The organism is Candidatus Methylomirabilota bacterium, assembly GCA_035764725.1.
Classification (GTDB): domain Bacteria; phylum Methylomirabilota; class Methylomirabilia; order Rokubacteriales; family CSP1-6; genus DASRWT01.
In genome coordinates this window covers 1-18,467 of sequence record DASTYT010000125.1, presented here as the reverse complement: position 1 = coordinate 18,467, position 18,467 = coordinate 1, and the positions used below count along the sequence as shown (strand labels likewise).

Below are 18,467 nucleotides of genomic sequence, written 5' to 3'. Positions count from 1 at the left end.
GCGGTGAAAAGGCCAAGAACTAACGCGGTGACGAGCTTGAGGACTCTACGCCTCACAGACTCGCCTCTTACAGTTCATGCAATCGCACGGCAACGTGGTTTGCCTCATGAAGGGCGACCCGCTGCGTCCCACTCGATGACCGCCTTGTTTCGTAGGACTCGGTGCGGGGCACCCGGCCAACCTATGTCGAACAGCTGAGTATAGACGGTGTCCTCGGCTGTACTCTTCACGATCCGGTCTTTGTAACCATCAGGCACGAAGGCTTCGGCGCTGGCAAGAAACCTGGTGCCCATCGATACGGCCTGCGCGCCGAGGCTCAAAACGGCGACAATCCCTCTGCCGTTGGCGACTCCTCCAGCGGCGACCACAGGCACCGGGCTTACCGCTTCGACGATTGCCGGCACGAGCGTCGACAGCGACGTGGTCCCCTTCACGTGTCCACCGGCCTCAACGCCCTGAGCGATGATCGCATCCACCCCAGCTTCGGCTGCCGTCACCGCCTCCTCGACCGACCCCACCTGCAGAAAGACTTTTGTGCCACGGCGTCGGGCATCCTCAACATTAGGCTTGGCGTCGCCCCAAAACAGCACCAACAGGGGCACGCACGTCGGGCTGCTCCGCCCTTGCCACGCCGTTACTCCGTCGTAGCGCTCGGGCCATCGTGGTCACGCCGCGGTGGCCCAACCGACGAGAGCTCGTCCTACTTCACGCTCTCCACCACCTGCTCCGCGTCGCGCACCAGTTCGGCGCCAATCTCATCTGCCCATCGGGCGTAGACCGGGCGAGTCTTGTCGCGGAATGCCTTGATGTCGGCCGGGGATAGCCGAACCTCTTCCATTCCGTAGATCCGCTGAAGGGTATCGACGAGACCCCCTTCCAGTCCCTCGCGGGCTTCCCTCTTCTGCACGGCCATGATCTCCTCGCCCACTCGCGACACGATCTTGCGGTCCTCGGGCGCCAGGGCGGCCCATGTCCGGGCACTCACGGCGAGGATGAGCGGGTCAATGGCATAGTGCCATTGGGTGATGTAGCGGTGATCCGACCATATCCTGTACGGAATGATCAGGGCGACCGGATTCTCTTGTCCGTCCACCGTCCGTTGTCGGATGGCGATCTGGGCCTCACCCCAGTTCATCCGGACCGGCTTCGCTCCGAGCGCCTCGAAAATCTCCACGAGGATTGGTATCCCAACTACGCGGATCTTCAGACCTTGGAGATCTTCCGGCCGGCGGATCGGCCGTATCCCGTTCGTCAACTCGCGGAAGCCGTTCTCCCCCCACGCAATCGGGATGACGCCCTTCCGCTCGATGTGCTTGAACAGCCGCCTGCCGGGATCGCCCGCTTGGACCGCATCCACCGCCCGGTAGCTCGGGAACATGAAAGGCAGGGCGAAGAGATTCAACTCCTTCACCTGAGGAGACCAGTTGATCGTCGACCCGATGGCGAAATCAGCCGCGCCCTGTTGCAGGAGGTTAAACTCGGTTGTCTGCCGGTCGGCGAAGAGCTTGCCGTCGAAATAGTTTGTTACGTTGATGCGCGCCTGCGTTCTATGCCTCAGAGCATCGGCGAATCGTTTGGCGGCCCGGCCCCAGGCCGTATCCTCGGCGACCACGACGGACATCTTGAACTCCTGCTTGGATTGTGCGGACAGACATTCGGGACCGAGGCCGAGGACGACAATGAGGACGGCAATTTTCAAGACCATGTGATTTGCCTTCCCCCCGCAGACTTTGATCACACTGCGCTTAAGGCTCGCCATGATCGCACGGCGAATATATCCTGAGCCACCAAAGGTGACAATCGGGCGTGCGCATATTGTTACGATCGCGCGCCGGCGGCATGCGCCAATTGGGTGAGTGGGCCGCCTGCCTATTTCGGCAGCACCGCCGTGATCGGCGCCAGGTTCTTGGGATCCGGCTTGAGCGCGCCGACCTTGTACGACAGCACCGTCTTCACCACCGCGTCATTCACCGGCGTGGGCACGCCGAGACGCCGGCCCTCCGTGCAGACATAGCCGTTCAAATACTCGATCTCGGTGCGGCGGCCGCGCATGACGTCCTGGAGGAGCGAGGGCCGGCCGCCGGACAGGCTCTTGGCGCTGGCCGCCATGTCCTTGGCCACCTCGTCGTAGCCACGGCCCTCGGCCGCGTCCACGAAGCGCTTCGCGACGATGCCGTAGATGGGCTCCACCTCGTAGCCCGAGGCGCCGCCCACGCGGATAGCTTCCGCGGCCACGTGAATGGCGATGCGGCTGGGCTCGGGCTGGCTACGCACCTCGGCGGAGCCGTAGCCGGACAGGCCCGCGAGGGGGTTGGCCATGCAGTTCACCGCGAGCTTGGACCAGCGCTCGCCGAAGAGATTGGGCGTGACCTTGGTGGTGGCGACGGCGCTCATGACCTCGGCCAAGCGGCGGGCGCGCTCGGAGTCCTTTCCGTCCAGCTCGCCGATCTTGAAGCCGATCGCCATGTTGTCGGTGCGCATGGCGTGCGCCGGCTCGTACATGCCGGCGCCGATGGTGATGACGCAGCCGAGCGTGCGCTCCTTACCCGCCACCGACGCCACGCGGTGATCGTTGATCCCGTTCTGGAAATCCACCACCACACCGTCGGGCTGGCGGAGGTACTGGATGGCAAGCGCGGTCGCCCACTCCGTGTCGTAGGACTTCACCGCCACGAAGGCGGCCTCGAAAGGCTCGGCGATGCGCTGCATCTCGTGGATGTGGATCGCGTTGACGCGGATCAGGTGGTCGCCGCAGGTGCCGGAGAGCTTGAGCCCCTGGCTGCGCATCTTCTCCACGTGCTCGGGCCACTGATCCACCAGCGTGACGTCGTGTCCCGCCTTGGTGAGGAGCCCGCCCACCACGCTGCCGATGGCGCCCGCGCCGATGATCCCAATCCGCATGGACGTAGCTCTCCCGCGTGCCCGCTCAGGGGCGCGTGCCGAGGGTGACCGAGACGGTCTGATCCTGCCCGTCCCGCAGAAAGACCACGCGCACGGTGTCGCCGGGCGCCTGTCGCGCCAGCGCCTTGCGCAGGTCGTCGAAGCTGTCGATGGTGCCATCGCCGATGCGCACGAGCACGTCGCCCTCGCGCAGCCCGGCGTGCGCCGCCCCCGTATTGGGCACGATCGACCCCAGGCGCAGACCGTCCGATTCGCCGCGCCCGTCGAGCGCGACACCGAGGAAGGCGCCGCTCCCCGCCTGCGCGCCCGGCGCCTCGGGCGGACGCCGCCCGGCCGACGGAGCCACCTGCGCATAAACGAGCCGCGGCGTCGCCACCAGCTCGTCGGTGAGCCGGACGGCCACCGCGCCGATGCGCGCCATGCCGGCGGCGTCGATGCGATCGGCGGTATCGCTGGGCTTGTGATAGTCGTCGTGGCGCCCGGTATTGAAGAAGACGACGGGCACCCCTGCCGTGTAGAAGCGCGCGTGGTCGGAGGGGCCGTGGGGCGAGTCGCGGAGGTCGAGCTTCAGCGTGGAGCCGGCGCCGGCCGCGGCGACCGCCGCACGGAGCCCCGCCGCGCTCTCGATGCCGCTCACGCTGACGCGGTTGTCGCGCAGGCGCCCGACCATGTCGAAGTTCACCATCGCGACCGTGCGGTCGAGCGGCACCGTCGGGTGCGCCACGTAGTGGCCCGAACCGAGCAAGCCCACCTCCTCGCCGGAAAAGAGCGCGAAGATCATCGTGCGCGGCGCGCCGCCCGTGGCGGCGAAGGCGCGGGCCAGTCCCAGCACCATGGCGGTGCCGGAGGCGTTGTCGTCAGCGCCCGGGTAGACCGCGCCGTTCACGCGCCCGAGGTGATCGTAGTGCGCCCCGACCACGACGGCTTCACCGGCGAGCGCGGAATCCGTGCCGGGCAGGAGACCGATCACGTTGTCCGCGCGCCGATCGGAGGCCTCGAGGCGCACGCTGAGGCGCACGCGCGCGCCCGTCGTCACGGCCGTGCCCGGCGTCGCCGCGCGCGTCTGGATCAGCTTCGCGTGGGTCCAGCCGCTGGGGGCGAGCAGGGCATCCACCGCGCCCGAGGTCAGCGTGGCCGAGTGGATCGCCACCGGCGCGGCCGTACGCTCGACACTGGGCAGGGCGGACGCCACGACGAGGACGGCGGCGGCGCCGGCGTGTCGGGCCGCGATCAGCTTCTCGAGCCGCGAGGTGCCCCCGTCCTCCAGTACCAGCGCGATCTTCCCCCGAACGTCCACGCCGGCGTAGTCGCCGCCCGATCCCGCAAAGACCACGTCTCCTTCGACCTCGCCCGCCTGAGATCCCCCGTGCGGCATCCAGTCCTGGCCCACGGTGAGCGGCGCGCCGCCGACGCGGGCGAGCGCCGCGCCCGGCGCCACGCGTACCCCCTTGCGCACCACGAAGGACTGGCGCCAGGTCCCGTTATCGCCTCCGGGCTTGAGCCCCATGGCCGCCAGTGCCGACGCGAGATACCGCGCGGCGCGCTCGCCGCCCTCGGTGGCGGATCCGCGCCCCTCCATCTCGGGCGCGGTGAGCGCGGCGACGTGGCGGGCCAGCTCCTCGGCGGTGGGCGGGGCGGGCGCCGCGGCGGCCAGACGCGCCGCCAAGAGCAGGACGAGGGCGAGGGTCAGCGAGCCGAAGGAGGACGAGCGGCGCATCGCCGCCAATTATCGCGCATTTTCTGTCTTGTCGCTCGCGGAGGCCTGCCTTGACAGAGCCTTCCTTTGGCCAGATGCTTCGAGACCGACGGGCGCAGCAAGTGACGATCTCCGCAGAAAGGAGTCTTCGCTATGACTGTGATGCAGCGGGTGGCGATCTGCTTCGCGTCGGGGGTAGTCGGCGCGCTGGCCGTGGTGGTCCTGAGCCACATCATGTTCGCGGTGGGGCTCAGCCAGAAGCTCGGCGTCATGGCGCCGGTCTCCGTGCAGTCGCCGGAGATCTACAAGCCGCTGTTCTGGGGCGGGCTGTGGGGGATCCTGTTCGGCCTCCTGTTGCCCACCTTCTGGAGCCACCTCTACCTATTCGGTTTTCTCTATGTCATCGCGCCGCTGGCGGCCCTGTTCCTGTTCTTTCTGCCGATGGCCGGCGCGGGGGCGTTCGGGCTCAAGCAGGGGCCGATGTTCACCCTCTACCTGGTCCTGGTCAATCTGCCGTTCGGGATCGTTACCGCGTGGGTCGCGCGGGCGATCATCGGGGACAATCCGTAGCGGCGGCGCGCCATGAAACTCCTCCTGCTGATCGTCGCCGTCGCCGCGCTGCTCCTGCTCGGGCGCGCGCTCGACGCCGGGGCCTGGCTGGGCGCCGCCCTCGGCTGGATTCGCGGCTTGGGTCCGGTGGCGCCCCTGGTCTTCTTCGGGCTCTACATCATCGCCTGCGTGCTGCTGCTCCCCGGCTCGGTGCTGACGCTCGGCGCGGGCGCGGTGTTCGGCGTGGCGCACGGCATCGTCATCGTATGGATCTCGGCGGTCTGCGGCGCCACCGCGGCCTTTCTGGTGGGGCGCTACTTCGTGCGCGACTGGGTGGCGCGCACGATCGCCGCGAACCCGAAGCTCCAGGCGCTGGACGCGACGGTCACGCAGGATGGCTGGAAGATCGTGGCGCTGATGCGGCTCTCGCCGGTGATCCCGTTCAATCTGCTCAACTACGCCTTCGGCGCCACACGCGTCTCGCTGCGTGACTACGCGCTCGCCACGGCAGTCGGGATACTCCCCGGCACCGCCATGTATGTCTACCTGGGGTCCGTGGCAGGCGAGCTGGCCGCGGGCGCGGCGCGCGCGCGGACACCGCTCGAGTGGGCCTTCTACGGCGTCGGGCTCATCGCGACGGTGGTGGTGACCGTCTACCTCACGCGAGTGGCGCGGGCGAGCCTCGCGCGGAGGGCGGGGGCTTGAGCGAGGGCGCCGTGCGGCTCGAGCCCTGGGACGAGCACAACCAGGCGTTGGTTGCCAACACCCATCCTTCCGCGTGGGTCAATCCCGAGCCGTCGGGCCGCTACAACCTCGTCGTGATCGGCGCGGGCACGGCCGGGCTCGTGGCCGCCGCGGGCGCCGCGGGCCTCGGCGCCCGGGTCGCCCTCGTCGAGCGCGACCTCATGGGCGGCGACTGCCTCAACGTCGGCTGCGTGCCTTCGAAGGCGCTGATCCGCGCCGCGCGCGCGGTGGCGGACGTGCGCGACGCGGGCGCGCTCGCCGTCAGCGTCCCCGGCGAGCCCGTGGTGGACTTCCCGGCGGTGATGCGACGCATGCGCCGGCTGCGCGCCGAGCTGAGCCCCATCGACTCGGCCGCGCGCTTCAAGGGCCTCGGGGTGGACGTGTTCCTGGGTCAGGGTGCCTTCACCGGGCCCGACGCCGTCACAGTGGACGGGCGGACGCTCCGCTTCAAGAAGGCGGTGATCGCCACCGGCGCGCGCGCGGCCGCGCCCCCCATACCCGGTCTCCGCGAGAGCGGCTATCTCACCAACGAGACGGTGTTCTCGCTCATCAATCTCCCTCGGCGCCTCGCCGTGATCGGCGGCGGACCCATCGGCTGCGAGCTGGCCCAGGCGTTCACCCGCTTCGGGGCGCGGGTGCACCTGGTGCAGATGTCGGGCCGCCTCCTCGCCCGCGAAGACGGCGATGCCGCCCGGCTCGCACGGGCGGCGCTGGAGCGCGACGGCGTGCGCCTCGCAATGGACACGCGCGTGGTCAAGGTGGAGCGTGGCGCGGGCGGCAAGATCCTCCACCTCGCACGCGCCAACGACGTGAAAGCGGGCGGCGGAGCCAGTGCGGCGGAGCCGCTGGAGGTCGACGAGATCCTCGTCGCCGTCGGTCGCGCGCCGAACGTCGAAGGGCTCGGCCTGGAGGTGGCCGGGGTGACGTACGACAAGGCCTCCGGCGTGATGGTGGACGATCGCCTCCGCACCACGAATCCGCGCATCTACGCCGCGGGCGACATCTGCACCGCGCTCAAGTTCACGCATCACTCGGATTTCCAGGCGCGCCTGGTCATCCAGAACGCTCTCTTCCTCGGCCGGGCGCAGGCCAGCGCGCTCGTGCTCCCGCGCTGCACGTATACCGATCCCGAGGTGGCCCACGTAGGGCTGACCGCCGAGGAGGCGCAATCGCGTGGCCAGCGCGTGCGCACGTTCGTCCAGGAGCTGGCCGACGTGGATCGCGCCCGGCTGGACAACGAGACCGAAGGCTTCGTGAAGATCCACGTGGCCGAAGGCAGCGATCGCATCCTGGGCGCGACGATCGTGGCCCGGCATGCGGGCGAGATGCTGCCCGAGCTGACGCTCGCGATCGGCCAGGGCATCGGGCTCGGCAAGATCGCCCGCGTCATCCACACTTACCCCACCCAGGCCGACGCCATCCGCAAGCTGGGCGACGCCTACAACCGCACGCGCCTCACGCCGGGAGTCAAGCGCCTCTTCGACGCCTGGCTCCGCTGGACGCGCTAGCCCGCGCGGGGCGGGCGGGCCGTGCTCGCGATCATCGTGCCCGCGCTGCGCGAGGCGGCGAACCTCGCGCGGCTCCTCCCCGCCCTGCGCGCGGCGGCCCCCGGCGCCGAGATCATTGTGGCGGACGCGGGCAGCGACGACGGCACTCGTGAGGTAGCGGCGCGCGTGGCCGGGGTGACGGTGCTGACGTGCGAGCGCGGCCGGGCCCGTCAGATGAACGCGGGGGCGCGCGCCGCGCGTGGCGACACGCTGCTGTTCCTCCACGCCGATACCGTCCTGCCGGACGGCTTCGAAGCTTCCATCACGCGGGCCCTCGCCGAGCCCGGGGTGGTGGCCGGTCGCTTCGACGTGCGCCTCGACAACCCACGCTGGCCGTTCCGCATGATCGCGAGCCTCATGAATCTCCGCTCGCGGTGGAGCGGCATTTCCACCGGGGATCAGGCGCTGTTCGTGCGGCGCGACGTCTTCGAGGCGCTGGGTGGCTTCCCCGACATCCCGCTCATGGAGGACATCGAGCTCACGCGGCGGCTCAAGCGGCGCGGGCGGCAGGCCGCCCTGCGCGAGCGCGTGACGACGTCGGCCCGCAAGTGGGAGCGTGAGGGCGTTGCGCGCACCATCGGCCTCATGTGGACGCTGCGCCTCCTCTACGCGTGCGGCGTGAGCCCGGCGCGGCTGCATCGCTGGTACTACCGGAACCTCGCCCTCGCCGCCAGCGCCCTGCTCCTCGCCGGGACCGTGGCGCCCGGGGGCGCCCAGCCCGCGGCCGCGCCCATCGAGGCGCTGCGCGTCACCGCGCCCGCCGCACCGGAGACGCTACCCGCGGGCTGGCATCTGCTCGCCTTCCGCGGTGTCGCGCGCCAGACGCGGTACGCAGTGTCGCGCGATGAGGATCGCTGGGCGCTGCACGCGCAGAGCGACGCGGCGGCCGCCGGCGTTTACCGTCACCTCGATCTGGATCCGCGCGTCTATACCATCATCACCTGGCGCTGGAAGATCGGGCGCCTGCTCGAGCGCGCCGACCCCACCCGCAAGGGGGGCGACGACTACCCGGCGCGGGTCTACGTGGCCTTCCGGTACGATCCGGAGCGCGAGGGCGTCTGGGAGCGCACCAAGTTCGAGTTCTACCGCGCGCTCTACGGCGAGTACCCACCGGGCGCCGTCATCAACTACGTGTGGGAGAGCCGCCTGCCGCGGGAGACCGCCTACCCGAGCCCCTACACCGCGCGGGCCCGCACGCTCGTGGTGCGGAGCGGGCCGGCCGAGGTCGGCCGCTGGGTCGACGAGCGGCGCGACTTCTACGAGGACTACCGGCGACTCTTCGGCGCCGAGCCGTCCCGGCTGGCCGGGGTCGCCGTCATGACCGACACCGACGACTCCGGCGAGCGCGCGGAGGCCTGGTACGACGCGATCATTCTTCGGCCCCGCGCCGAATGAATGATGCTGCGTTGTTCGCCGAGCGATCATCCATGAAACGCGAGCCGCTCATCCTCCTCCGCGCTTTCGCCATGGGCGCGCTCCTTCTCTTCCTCGCTCTCGTGCCCGCCCCGGCGCACGCGGCGGGCGGTCCCCATCGGGTGGGCGTCATTTACTACGGCGGTGAATGGGAGAACCTGCTGGACGGATTGCGGCAGGGGCTGCGGGAGCTGGGTGTCGAGGAGGGGAAGCACATCTTCCTCGATGTTCGCGACGCGAAAGGTGACCTGAAGGCCGTCGAGGTGGCGGCCCGGGCGCTCGAAGCCGCCAAGGTCGACGCCATCATCACCCCCAGCACGTCGGTCACCACCGCGGCGCGGCGGGCCACGACTCAGGTTCCCCTCGTGTTCTTCGCCGGCGCCGATCCGGAGGCCGCCGGGCTCGTGGACAGCTACTCGAAGCCCGGTGGGCGCCTCACGGGCATCCACGGGCTGACCCGGGACCTCACGGTCAAGCGCATGGAGGTGCTCAAGCTGCTCCTGCCGAAGCTCACCCGGGCCGTCACCATCTACAACCCCGACAACCCGATCGCGCAGGCGGCGGCCCGGACAGCGCGCGAGGAAGCCAAGCGCGCGCACGTGCAGCTCACCGAGCGGCACGCGAGATCCATCGACGAGCTGCGCTCGATCGTCCAGGCCATCAAACCTCAGGAATTCGAGGCCTTCTTCCAGATCTCCGACGCCATGATCACCGCGCAGGCGCCGATCATCATCGAGATCCTGCGTGAGAAGCGCCTCCCTGCGCTGTTCCACGAGACCAACCTGTGCGACAAGGGCGGGACGTTCTGCTATGGGCAGAACTATCGTGAGGTTGGCCAGATGATGGCGAAGGTCGTCCAGCGCATTCTCGCCGGCCGGTCCCCGAAGGATCAGCCGGTGGAAAACTACACCAAGATCGAGCTCGTGCTGAACCTTCGCACCGCGAAGCAGATCGGCGTCACCCTGCCCCAGAACGTGCTGCTCCGGGCCGACCGCGTCGTCGAGTAGCCCCGCCTAGAGCCCGGCGAGCGCCGCGCAGAGGCGCTCGATCTCCTCCTCGGTGTTGTAGTAGTGCACCGACGCGCGCACCACGCCGCTCTGCTCGCGCGACGCCACGTCGAGCCGCGTGTCACCAGTCGCCGAGACGTGCACGTTGATGCCCTGGGCGCCCAGGGCCTGGCGGATCGCTCCGGGCTCGTGCCTGGCCTTGATGAAGGTCACGATGCCGCAACGCTCGGCTCCGATGTCGCGCACGGTGACGTCGGGCGTCGCCGCGAGCCGGGCGCGCAGCGCCGCGGCAAGCGCATAGACGCGGTCGCGAATCGCGTCCAGCCCCCAGCCCAACGCGTAGTCCACCGCCGCGCCGAGCCCGATCTTGCCCGCCACGTAGGACTCCCAGTTCTCGAATCGCCGCGCGTCGGGGCGGATCTCGTAGCGATCGGGCGCCACTAGGGTGGCGGCGTGGAGGTCCAGCAGCGGGGGCTCGAGCCGCTCGATCATCGCGCGCCGGACATAGAGGAAGCCCGTGCCGCGCGGCCCCCGGAGATACTTGCGCCCGGTGGCCGAGAGCATGTCGCAGCCGAGCTCGTCCACGTCGAGCGGCATCTGCCCCGCCGACTGACACGCGTCGAGGAGGTACGGCACGCCCGCCGCCCGCGCCACATGACCGATGGCGGCGGCGGGATTCACCAGCCCGCTGTTGGTCGGCACATGCGTGATGGCGATGAGCTTCACGCGCCCGTCGACCATCCTCTCCAGCGCCTCCACCGACACCTGGCCCTGGTCGTCGTCGGGAATCACCTCCACCACCGCGCCGGTGCGTCGCGCCACCTGGAGGAAGGCGATGAAGTTGCTCGCGTACTCCGCCCGGGCGGTGAGGATGCGGTCGCCCTTCTCGAAGCGCAGCGCGTAGAAGGCCATGTCCCAGGCGCGCGTGGCGTTCTCCACGATGGCCACCTCGTCGGCGCGGCAGTGGAGCAGCGTCGCCACTGCGTCGTACACGCGGTCGATGGCGGCGCGCTCGCGGGCAGCAGCCTCGTAGCCGCCGATCTCCGCCTCGAGGGCCAAGTGCCGCGCGACCGCGTCGGTGACCACGCGCGGGGGCAGCGCGGCGCCCGCGTTGTTGAAGTGGGCCACCCGCGTGCAGCCCGGCGTCTCCCGCCGGGCGCGCGCCACGTCGAAGGCCACGCGCGCGGACGTCCCGTCCCTCGCCATGGCGGCGATGCTAGGCGCCGCCGCGCGCGTGTGTCAAGGCAGGCACCGGAGCGCCGGCATGTTAAAGATGGTGGGCATGGCCGCGACGACTCGCGAGTTCCCCTGGTACCTCGGCGGCATCGCGTCGTGGTTCTCCAGCTTTGGGATGCAGACCATCGTGTTCCCGTGGTTGGTCACGGTCGTCCTTCACGAGCCGGCCGCGCGCGTGGGGATCGCGCAGATGTCGCTGATGGCGCCGTCCATCGTCTTCATGATGCTGGGGGGCGCGGTGGCGGACCGCACCGACCTGCGCCGACTGCTCGTGCGCGGGCACCTCATCGTGGCGCTCCCGCCACTCTTCCTCGCCGCCGCCATCACCCAGGGCTGGCTGAGTTACACGGCGCTCATCGCCTACGCACTGGCGGTCGGCACCTTCGGCGCGTTTGTCGTCCCCGCGCGCGACGCCATGCTGGGACGCGTGGCCGGGGCGGATCTGGGCCGCGCGGTCGCGATCATGAGCGCGACGCAGTTCGCCGCCCAGCTCGCGGGCATCGCGGCCGGGGCGGCGGCGGGACGCATCGGCGCGCCCGCGCTGCTGGTGCTGCAGGCCGCGATCCTCGCCGGCGGCGGCCTGGCCGCGCTACGCCTCCCACCGGCGCCGCCTGCGCCCCACGCGACCGCCCAGAGCCGCCGCGCCGCCATGCTGGACGGTCTCCGTGAGGCCATGGCTTCAGCCGTGATCGCCCCCGTGCTCCTCGCGCAGCTTGCCGTCGGCATCCTCTACGTGGGCGCCTTCCTCGTGGTGCTGCCGCTGCTCGTCCGCGATGTGTACGGGGGTGGCTCTGCGGAGCTCTCGCTGGTATCGGTCGCCTTCTGGGGGGGGACCATCATGGCGACGCTGGCGCAGATCCGCATCGGCGCCATGCGCCGGCCCGGCCGGGCCATCCTGCTCGCGCTCGCCTTCGGCGCCCTGGTGCTCGCGGCGATGTCGCTGGCGCTGCCGTTCCGTGGCCTCCTCGGCCTTTGCCTTGCGTGGGGACTCGGCGCCGGGGTGGTCATCACGCAGGGCCGGACGCTGGTCCAGCGGGCAGCGCCGGCGAGCCATCGGGCGCGCATCCTCTCCCTGTTCCAGCTCGGGCTCATGGGCGGCGCGCCGGTTGGGGCGCTCCTGATCGGCTATCTCGCCGCGGTCACCGGTCCGCGCGCCGCGCCGGTGTATCCCGCGGCCTGCATGCTGCTGATCCTCGCGGGACTCTTCGCGCGCTCGCAGCTCTGGCGGCAGGGCGCCGCCGCGTAGCGCCGCGGCCCGCCGCGGCTCAGGCGAAGCGCCAGCCGTCCAGGGCCCGCGGGTCCTCGGGCAGGACACGCAGCGGCAGGTCGCGTGGAGCGAGGAGCCCGTGCTCGATCAGCGCGCCGAGGCCGCCCGCGCGCTGCGCCGCGGTCACGGCGCGCCAGCTCGGCATCATGCCGAGCCGCCGCGCGGCGGCGTGCGCGAGCGCGGGCAGGCGCAGCGCACCCCCCGGCACGTGGAGCGTGAATGCCTCCTCGCCCGCGCGCAATGCTCCGGCCACCGCGGGGACTTGCGCCCAGAGCCGATCGCGCCGCACCGGCGGCACGCGATCCGCGCGGCCCGCCACCACATCCCAGTCGACCAGCGCGGCGGGATCGACGCGCGCCCCGCGCGCGGGGCGCTTCCACGTCAGCGAAAGGGCGAGCGACCGGCCACGGTAGATCACCCGATGCGGCGTGCGAGGCGGAAGATGGAAGAGCGTGCCGGGCGTGAGCGCGCCGCGCCACCAGCCACGCGGCGCCGGGCCGGATCCGAGGGCGCGGGCTGCCGCCTCGTCGGCCAGAAAGTCCTCGGGTGTGCCCCGCGGCACCGGTGGACCGATGGTGACGAAGCGACGGCCCTCGAGCTGCAGCCAGAACGCGTCGACCTCGCCGTCGTGGTGGAGGCCCAGCGCCTCGCGCCCTCGCCCCTCGGCCAGGAAGAGGAAGGAGGTTTCCTCGCGCCCGCCCCCGAGGAACGCGACGCGCAACGCCACCATCAGCCGGGCCACACGGGGCAGGACCTGATGCGCCTGGGGAAAGTAGACCGACTCGCCGGCGGCGAGGGCGCGGGGCAGGCGGCGCCGATCGGACGAGCGATCGTAGCGCTGCTCGAGCGCGGTGTGGAACGGCGAACCGGTGGCGGCGAGAGCGAAAGCGCCGGCAAAGTCGGGAGCGAGCTCGCGCCACGCCCGATCGCGCGGCGACAGCACGGTGGGCACACGGCCAAGCCGGCACCGCCGAAAGCGACCCTCGGCGCCGGCGCCGGCGAACCACGTCGCGAGCGGCGAGACGGGGCCTACGGCTTGTCCTCGGCGCATGAGGTAACATACCTCCATGACCCGCTACACGGAGATGGAGTCGTCGATCGGTATGCTCGTGCTCGCGGGCGACGCCGACGGCGCGCGCCTGCGCGGCCTCCGGCTCATCTGGCTGCCCGGCGGCGGTGAGACGTTCCGCCCCGAGCCCGACTGGGTGAAGGACGCCAGGCCCTTCGCCGAGACGATCCGCCAGCTCCGCGAGTACTTCGCAGGAAGGCGCGACGAGTTCGACCTGCCCCTGGCCCCCGAGGGTACGGAGTTCCAGCACGAGGTGTGGCGCGCGGTGGCGGCGATCCCCTACGGCGAGACGCGCTCCTACGGCGAGATCGCCCGCCAGATCGGCAAGGCCGACGCCGTGCGCGCCGTGGGCGCGGCCAACGGGCAGAACCCCTTGCCCATCGTGATCCCCTGCCACCGCGTGATCGGCAGCGACGGCCGCCTCACCGGCTACGGTGGGGGGCTCCCGCTCAAGAAGCGCCTCCTCGAGCTCGAAGCCCGGCAGCGCGCCCTCCTGTGAGCGGCCCCTCGGCTGCGCGCGGCGCGATCTCGGCGCCGTTCGACGTCTACCGCGACCGGGTCCGCGCGGAGTGGATCGACAACAACCACCACATGAACATGGGCTACTACGTGGTGGTGTTTGACCTCGCCACCGACGCGTGGCTCGCCTGGGTAGGGCTGGACGAGGCGCACCGCCGCGCGCACCACGTGACCACGTTCTGCCTGGAAGCCCACGTGACGTACCACCGCGAGGTTCGTGAGGGCGACCCGCTCCGCTTCACCACGCGGCTCCTCGCCTTCGACCGTCGGCGCATCCACTACTTCCACGAGATGTACCACGCGGAGGCGGGCTACCTCGCCTCCACCAATGAGCTTCTGTCCCTCCACGTGAGCCAGGAGACGCGCCGCGCGGCCCCCATGGCGCCGGAGATCCTGGACCGCCTTGCGCAGATCCAGAAGGCCCACGACGCGCTGCCGCGCGCGCCGCAGGTGGGGCGCGTCATGGGGCTGGCGGCGCGGCCGAGCAGCCAGCCTTAGCCCTGTTCAAGGCGACGGCGGCGCGGACGAGCGCCTTCAGCGCCGCCTCGTCGATCTTGTCACCTTCGTGGACGTCGATGGCGCGCCGCGTGTTTCCCTCGAGGCTCGAGTTGAAGAGGCCCGACGGATCCTTCAGCGCCGCACCTTTAGCGAACGTCATCTTTACGACGCTCTTATAGGTCTCGCCCGTGCAGATGATGCCGTCATGCGACCACACCGGCACACCTCGCCACTTCCACTCCTCGATGACGCCGGGGTCGGCTTCCTTCACGAGCGCGCGGAGACGGCTGAGCATCTTGCCCCGCCAGTCGCCCAGCTCCTTGATCCGCGCGTCGATCAGTCGAGATGGGGACTTGCCTTTTGTCGACCCGCTCTTCTTCACACCCGTGTCTCTTTGCGATCGCCATGCCTTGAGGGCGGTGACAGGCAATCCCGCGGCGCGCTCCGCTTCATTCGTTGTCAGAGCCACCGCCGCACGCGGCGCTTGTAGGCGAGATAAACGTCTCCGAACTTGCGCTCGAGGTAGGCCTCTTCCGGGACGATCGCGAGTCGCTGAAGCAACCATGCGGCGATCGCGGTGAAAATGACGATCCACCAATTCATCAGCATGACGGCGACGCCGAGACACGCGAAGACCATCTGCAGGTACATCGGATTGCGAGTGAAGCGGAAGGGCCCGCGGTCAACGAGGCTCGGCGTCGGCTTCCAGGGATTCGCGCTCTGTCCACTCCGCCGAAAGAGCACGACGGGCCAAAGACCGAGACCGAGAACGGCAGCTACCACGATTGCTCCGCCGAGCCAGTAGCGCGCCGGGGCCGGGAGCGCGAAGCCGATGCCGAGGGGCCACACACGGTTCAAGCCGACGCCGGCGAGGATCGTGACCAACGGTATGGCCGGGGGGAAGACGTGAACTGCCGCCGCATCCCTCTCCCGTTCAGGCATCACGCTGCGTTCCCCGGGCGACCTCACGAGTCAGCCGATCCAAGTTCTGCTCATTGGCGGTCTCGAGGAACTGGCGCGACTTCGCGGCGAATTCGCGGTCCTCGAACACGCCGACCCAGGAGACGAGAGTGCCTGTCCCATTGGGCGTGAGAACAATGGACAGCTCGAAGTGCGGGAGGTTGACGTGTTTGATCCGGATCATGGAATCGGGAACGATCTCCAGAAACTGGGACTCGTTCGGATAGTCGGTCCCGTTGGGCCCATGCATGGTGAAGAGCCACGCACCACCCCGCCCGAAGTCGAATCTGTGAAACGTGTTCGTGAACCCATCCGGCCCCCACCAGCGGGCAAGCCGTGCCGGATCCTGAAAGGCCGCAAACACGGCATCAGGGCTGGCCGGAATCTCTCGGGAGTGGCGGAAGACCGACATCAGCCCTTCTTCGGAGACCAGCCGTATGCTTTCGCGCAGGCCCCGCCCATCAGCATGGCGCGTTCACTGTTGCTGAGTCGGCCGGTCTGGCGGAACGGCTCGACGGCCTGCTCGTAGTTGACCACAGCGAACGCGCGCGTCCAATCCGTGCCCCACAGGCAGCGCTCGAAGCCCCAGGCGTCGAACACGCGCGCCAGCGGGTCCCAGATGTCCGCGAACGGATAGGGTTCCCGCGAAAGCGTGCACGCGCCGCTGACCTTGATCACCGCGTTGGGGCGACGGGCGAGCTCCAGCACCTTGGGCAGATCGGCCCAGGGCTCCGGCGGGGCGGGCGGGGTACGGGGCTGCATGATGGCCAGATGGTCGATGATGAACCGCGTGTCGGGGTGCCGGTCGATCAGCGCCGCGCCCGCGTCCACGTTACCCCAGCACAGCATGTTGACGGGAAAGTCGTACCGCACGGCGGCGCGGAGGATCCGGGCCAGCCCCGGGTCGCCCGGATCCCGCCCCGCTTCCTTCGTCATCATGATCCGGATGCCGACCGTCCCCGGCGTCTTCTTCCAGTCGGCGATCACATCGGCCACGGCAGGATCGTCCGGGTCCACCGGCTTGACGATGGCCAGACGATTGGGATGCGCGCGTTGCACCTCCACCGCATAGCTGGCGTCGTAGCGGTACATGGAAAAGGCGGAGATGAAGATCGCCCCGTCGACCCCGACGCGATCCATCGCCGCCACCATCTCGTCGCCCGTGACGTGATCGGGCCAGTTCGGAACGGTGTGCCAGGGCCGCTTCGCGGTGTTCGCCTCATAGGCGTGGACTTGGGAATCGATGATCGCCATCTGGTCAGCTCCTCCGTGCGTTATGGTCTCGCCATCCGCTCGAAAGCCATCGGTCGGCTTCGCCTTTGCCACGCCGTGATCAGCCTTGCCACGTTGCCCTCGGTCGGCTGGGTCGCATCAACGTCGAGATCGTACTCCGTGAAACGATGCACGGCGTGAAAGTCCCTGCGAGCCTCGCCCGGGCGCCGGTCACCCCGGTGCCGTTCCCGCCGCTCCAGCTCCGGCAACGGACAGTGCACCCCGACAAAGAACACGTCAAACGGTGCCAGCATCCGGACCAGGTCGGCCAGCCACTGCTCCTGCTCGATGATGTGATCCACGATCAGGTTGTTGCCCGCCTGGGCGAGGGCAGGCAGGCAGCGATGAAACCCGTCAAAGACGGCAGGGCGCATGCTTGCCCAGTCGAGCTCGCCGCTCCGAATACGTGCCATGGGCAAAGCCTCGGACGCGCGCAGATGATCAAACGACCAGTGCAAGAATGGTTCGGGCAACTGCTGCTGTAGCGAGAGCGCGAGCGTTGATTTCCCTGCGCTCGACGCACCGTTGAGGAGGATGATCTTACCCGGTTCCCGAGCGTCGTTCATCGTCGTCTGTCGGGGGGTGGCGTGCGGCATCTACGCGAGGACAGCTCGTACCTTCTGCCCGAAATCCCCATGGTCGACTGGGGCACGAGTCACACGCTCCACGTGAAGCCGTTCGATCTCGTTCCATGCGAGCACGAGATGGAAGTGCACATGGAACACGGTCTGACCGCCGAGAGCGCCATTGTTCTGCAGAACGGTGTAGTGGTCGAGCCCCGCCGCCTTGACGATCTTCCTGATCAAGGTGGCGGCGTCCGCAATCTCGACATCGTCCATGTCGTGGAAGGCGACCACGTGCGCGCGCTTCCCAGACACGGCATCGCACAAGAGGCAATCGCTCATTCTCGGATCTCCCATCGCTCGCGCGTGATTCTGTCCGTCCAATTAGATGGGGCGGATGATGGGTTCGGCGCGACCGAAAGGTTAGACCAGCACCGAATCGACCACCTCGTATCGGTCCGTCGTCACCTTGGCGCCCGTCGCCTCGGCCATCCCCGTCTGGCGCTTGAGCCGAGCCGCCTCGCTGGCATTCATGGCGTCTTCGCTCTGCCAGATCGTGACGATCATGCCCTTCCCGGCCTTGCGATCGGCCAGCCAGTACACCGCTCGCAGCCCGTCGTCTTGGAGAATGCTCGGCTTGACCTGCTCACGGCCTCGAGCGATCCACTGTTCCAGCTCCTCCGTGGTACCCTGCCACGTGCCTATACGCGCGAACATCGTCCCTCCTGGTTCAACGTGTCCGTCGGGGATTGATGGTGAGATCGAATTTCGTCGGCTGCTCAATCGGCAGATCGCCGGCCTTGGCGCCCTTCAAGTTCTGTCCACGTAGTTCGGCGCGCGTCGAGTATTCTCTCGATAGCTCGGCCCGTATGCGAGAAGGCCCCCAACTTCCACGAACTCTCGTTCCTCGCACGCGACCGGAAGCCGAGATTTCGTCGCTCCCCTGGGCTCGGGCCCGCTTGTCCGAGCAGTAGAGAAACGCAACCCTCGAGAGTCCGGGGACCAATTCCTTCAGCAGCTCGCTTCGCGGACGATTTCAGCGCGATTGGCCTCAGTCGATGCCGAACCGAGAAAGACGACGCCGATCCGTGGCGTCTTTGCGACCTGTTGCGCGCCGGCGGGAAGAACCGCGACAAAGAACGCTAGCGCAACCGTCGCCGGCACCAGACTCATTTGATCACTCGATCGGCTGCAGGAGCACTGCCGGCCCGGCAGCGGACCGTGGC

At 69.3% G+C, this 18,467-nt stretch carries 22 protein-coding genes and 1 pseudogene; 9 read left to right on the top strand and 14 right to left on the bottom strand.

What is annotated here, in order from left to right; translation table 11 throughout:
* Positions 1-104: 104 nt before the first annotated feature.
* The 4 genes from VFX14_20795 to VFX14_20780 all read right to left on the bottom strand — a co-directional run bounded on the left by VFX14_20795 (position 105) and on the right by VFX14_20780 (position 4,618).
* Entirely contained in the window at positions 105-602 is a 498-nt protein-coding gene (locus VFX14_20795) for a nitronate monooxygenase (protein ID HEU5192135.1), read from the bottom strand.
* A gap of 98 nt (positions 603-700) precedes the next feature.
* Positions 701-1,705 carry a TRAP transporter substrate-binding protein DctP gene (dctP, locus tag VFX14_20790; GenBank protein HEU5192134.1) on the bottom strand — a complete coding sequence of 335 codons (1,005 nt, stop codon included), beginning with the start codon at positions 1,703-1,705 and terminating at the stop codon, positions 701-703.
* Positions 1,706-1,869: 164 nt separating this feature from the next.
* A complete protein-coding gene (locus VFX14_20785) occupies positions 1,870-2,901 on the bottom strand; it encodes a 2-dehydropantoate 2-reductase (protein HEU5192133.1) in 1,032 nt (343 codons plus the stop codon).
* Positions 2,902-2,926: 25 nt separating this feature from the next.
* Positions 2,927-4,618, bottom strand: a complete 1,692-nt coding sequence (locus tag VFX14_20780; GenBank protein ID HEU5192132.1) for a M28 family peptidase — start codon at positions 4,616-4,618, stop codon at positions 2,927-2,929.
* A 132-nt stretch (positions 4,619-4,750) separates the two neighbouring features.
* Between VFX14_20780 and VFX14_20775 the strand changes: the two genes are divergently transcribed.
* From VFX14_20775 to VFX14_20750, 6 genes and pseudogenes are all read left to right on the top strand, one after another.
* The gene (locus VFX14_20775) at positions 4,751-5,167 is read left to right on the top strand and encodes a hypothetical protein (protein HEU5192131.1); all 417 of its coding nucleotides are present in this window, start codon (positions 4,751-4,753) and stop codon (positions 5,165-5,167) included.
* A gap of 12 nt (positions 5,168-5,179) precedes the next feature.
* Positions 5,180-5,851 carry a TVP38/TMEM64 family protein gene (locus VFX14_20770; protein HEU5192130.1) on the top strand — a complete coding sequence of 224 codons (672 nt, stop codon included), beginning with the start codon at positions 5,180-5,182 and terminating at the stop codon, positions 5,849-5,851.
* Entirely contained in the window at positions 5,848-7,398 is a 1,551-nt protein-coding gene (locus VFX14_20765) for a mercuric reductase (GenBank protein HEU5192129.1), read from the top strand. Before VFX14_20770 ends, VFX14_20765 begins: the two co-directional genes overlap by 4 nt.
* Positions 7,399-7,419: 21 nt before the next feature.
* Positions 7,420-8,118, top strand: a pseudogene (locus VFX14_20760) (TIGR04283 family arsenosugar biosynthesis glycosyltransferase).
* A gap of 15 nt (positions 8,119-8,133) precedes the next feature.
* On the top strand, positions 8,134-8,832 hold the full coding sequence (locus VFX14_20755; protein ID HEU5192128.1) for a DUF3047 domain-containing protein: 699 nt from the start codon (positions 8,134-8,136) through the stop codon (positions 8,830-8,832).
* A gap of 32 nt (positions 8,833-8,864) precedes the next feature.
* Positions 8,865-9,857, top strand: a complete 993-nt coding sequence (locus VFX14_20750; protein HEU5192127.1) for an ABC transporter substrate-binding protein — start codon at positions 8,865-8,867, stop codon at positions 9,855-9,857.
* 6 nt (positions 9,858-9,863) lie between these two features.
* Here VFX14_20750 and VFX14_20745 read toward each other — a convergent pair whose 3' ends face one another.
* Positions 9,864-11,063, bottom strand: a complete 1,200-nt coding sequence (locus VFX14_20745; protein ID HEU5192126.1) for an aminotransferase class V-fold PLP-dependent enzyme — start codon at positions 11,061-11,063, stop codon at positions 9,864-9,866.
* A gap of 76 nt (positions 11,064-11,139) precedes the next feature.
* Between VFX14_20745 and VFX14_20740 the strand changes: the two genes are divergently transcribed.
* The gene (locus VFX14_20740) at positions 11,140-12,339 is read left to right on the top strand and encodes an MFS transporter (protein HEU5192125.1); all 1,200 of its coding nucleotides are present in this window, start codon (positions 11,140-11,142) and stop codon (positions 12,337-12,339) included.
* 19 nt (positions 12,340-12,358) lie between these two features.
* Here the strand turns inward: VFX14_20740 and VFX14_20735 are convergent, their stop codons facing one another.
* Complete coding sequence (locus VFX14_20735) at positions 12,359-13,411, bottom strand: cupin domain-containing protein (GenBank protein HEU5192124.1); 1,053 nt, start codon at positions 13,409-13,411, stop codon at positions 12,359-12,361.
* Between the two features lie 16 nt (positions 13,412-13,427).
* Between VFX14_20735 and VFX14_20730 the strand changes: the two genes are divergently transcribed.
* The gene (locus VFX14_20730) at positions 13,428-13,928 is read left to right on the top strand and encodes a methylated-DNA--[protein]-cysteine S-methyltransferase (GenBank protein HEU5192123.1); all 501 of its coding nucleotides are present in this window, start codon (positions 13,428-13,430) and stop codon (positions 13,926-13,928) included.
* Positions 13,925-14,446 (top strand): thioesterase family protein, encoded by a 522-nt coding sequence (locus VFX14_20725; protein HEU5192122.1) that lies wholly within the window; start codon positions 13,925-13,927, stop codon positions 14,444-14,446. Before VFX14_20730 ends, VFX14_20725 begins: the two co-directional genes overlap by 4 nt.
* On the opposite strand, the gene VFX14_20720 is transcribed toward VFX14_20725, so the two are convergent.
* From VFX14_20720 to VFX14_20685, 8 genes are all read right to left on the bottom strand, one after another.
* On the bottom strand, positions 14,409-14,828 hold the full coding sequence (locus VFX14_20720) for a DUF1801 domain-containing protein (GenBank protein ID HEU5192121.1): 420 nt from the start codon (positions 14,826-14,828) through the stop codon (positions 14,409-14,411). The genes VFX14_20725 and VFX14_20720 overlap by 38 nt on opposite strands.
* A gap of 77 nt (positions 14,829-14,905) precedes the next feature.
* The gene (locus VFX14_20715; GenBank protein ID HEU5192120.1) at positions 14,906-15,331 is read right to left on the bottom strand and encodes an isoprenylcysteine carboxylmethyltransferase family protein; all 426 of its coding nucleotides are present in this window, start codon (positions 15,329-15,331) and stop codon (positions 14,906-14,908) included.
* Between the two features lie 49 nt (positions 15,332-15,380).
* Positions 15,381-15,818 (bottom strand): SRPBCC domain-containing protein, encoded by a 438-nt coding sequence (locus VFX14_20710; GenBank protein ID HEU5192119.1) that lies wholly within the window; start codon positions 15,816-15,818, stop codon positions 15,381-15,383.
* Positions 15,818-16,660 carry an amidohydrolase family protein gene (locus tag VFX14_20705; protein ID HEU5192118.1) on the bottom strand — a complete coding sequence of 281 codons (843 nt, stop codon included), beginning with the start codon at positions 16,658-16,660 and terminating at the stop codon, positions 15,818-15,820. The genes VFX14_20710 and VFX14_20705 overlap by 1 nt, the downstream gene beginning before the upstream one ends.
* Before the next feature lie 20 nt (positions 16,661-16,680).
* The gene (locus tag VFX14_20700) at positions 16,681-17,274 is read right to left on the bottom strand and encodes an AAA family ATPase (GenBank protein HEU5192117.1); all 594 of its coding nucleotides are present in this window, start codon (positions 17,272-17,274) and stop codon (positions 16,681-16,683) included.
* On the bottom strand, positions 17,275-17,556 hold the full coding sequence (locus VFX14_20695; GenBank protein HEU5192116.1) for an HIT family protein: 282 nt from the start codon (positions 17,554-17,556) through the stop codon (positions 17,275-17,277).
* Between the two features lie 108 nt (positions 17,557-17,664).
* Complete coding sequence (locus VFX14_20690; protein ID HEU5192115.1) at positions 17,665-17,958, bottom strand: antibiotic biosynthesis monooxygenase; 294 nt, start codon at positions 17,956-17,958, stop codon at positions 17,665-17,667.
* Between the two features lie 294 nt (positions 17,959-18,252).
* On the bottom strand, positions 18,253-18,467 hold a 215-nt coding region (locus tag VFX14_20685), incomplete at its 5' end, for a hypothetical protein (GenBank protein HEU5192114.1).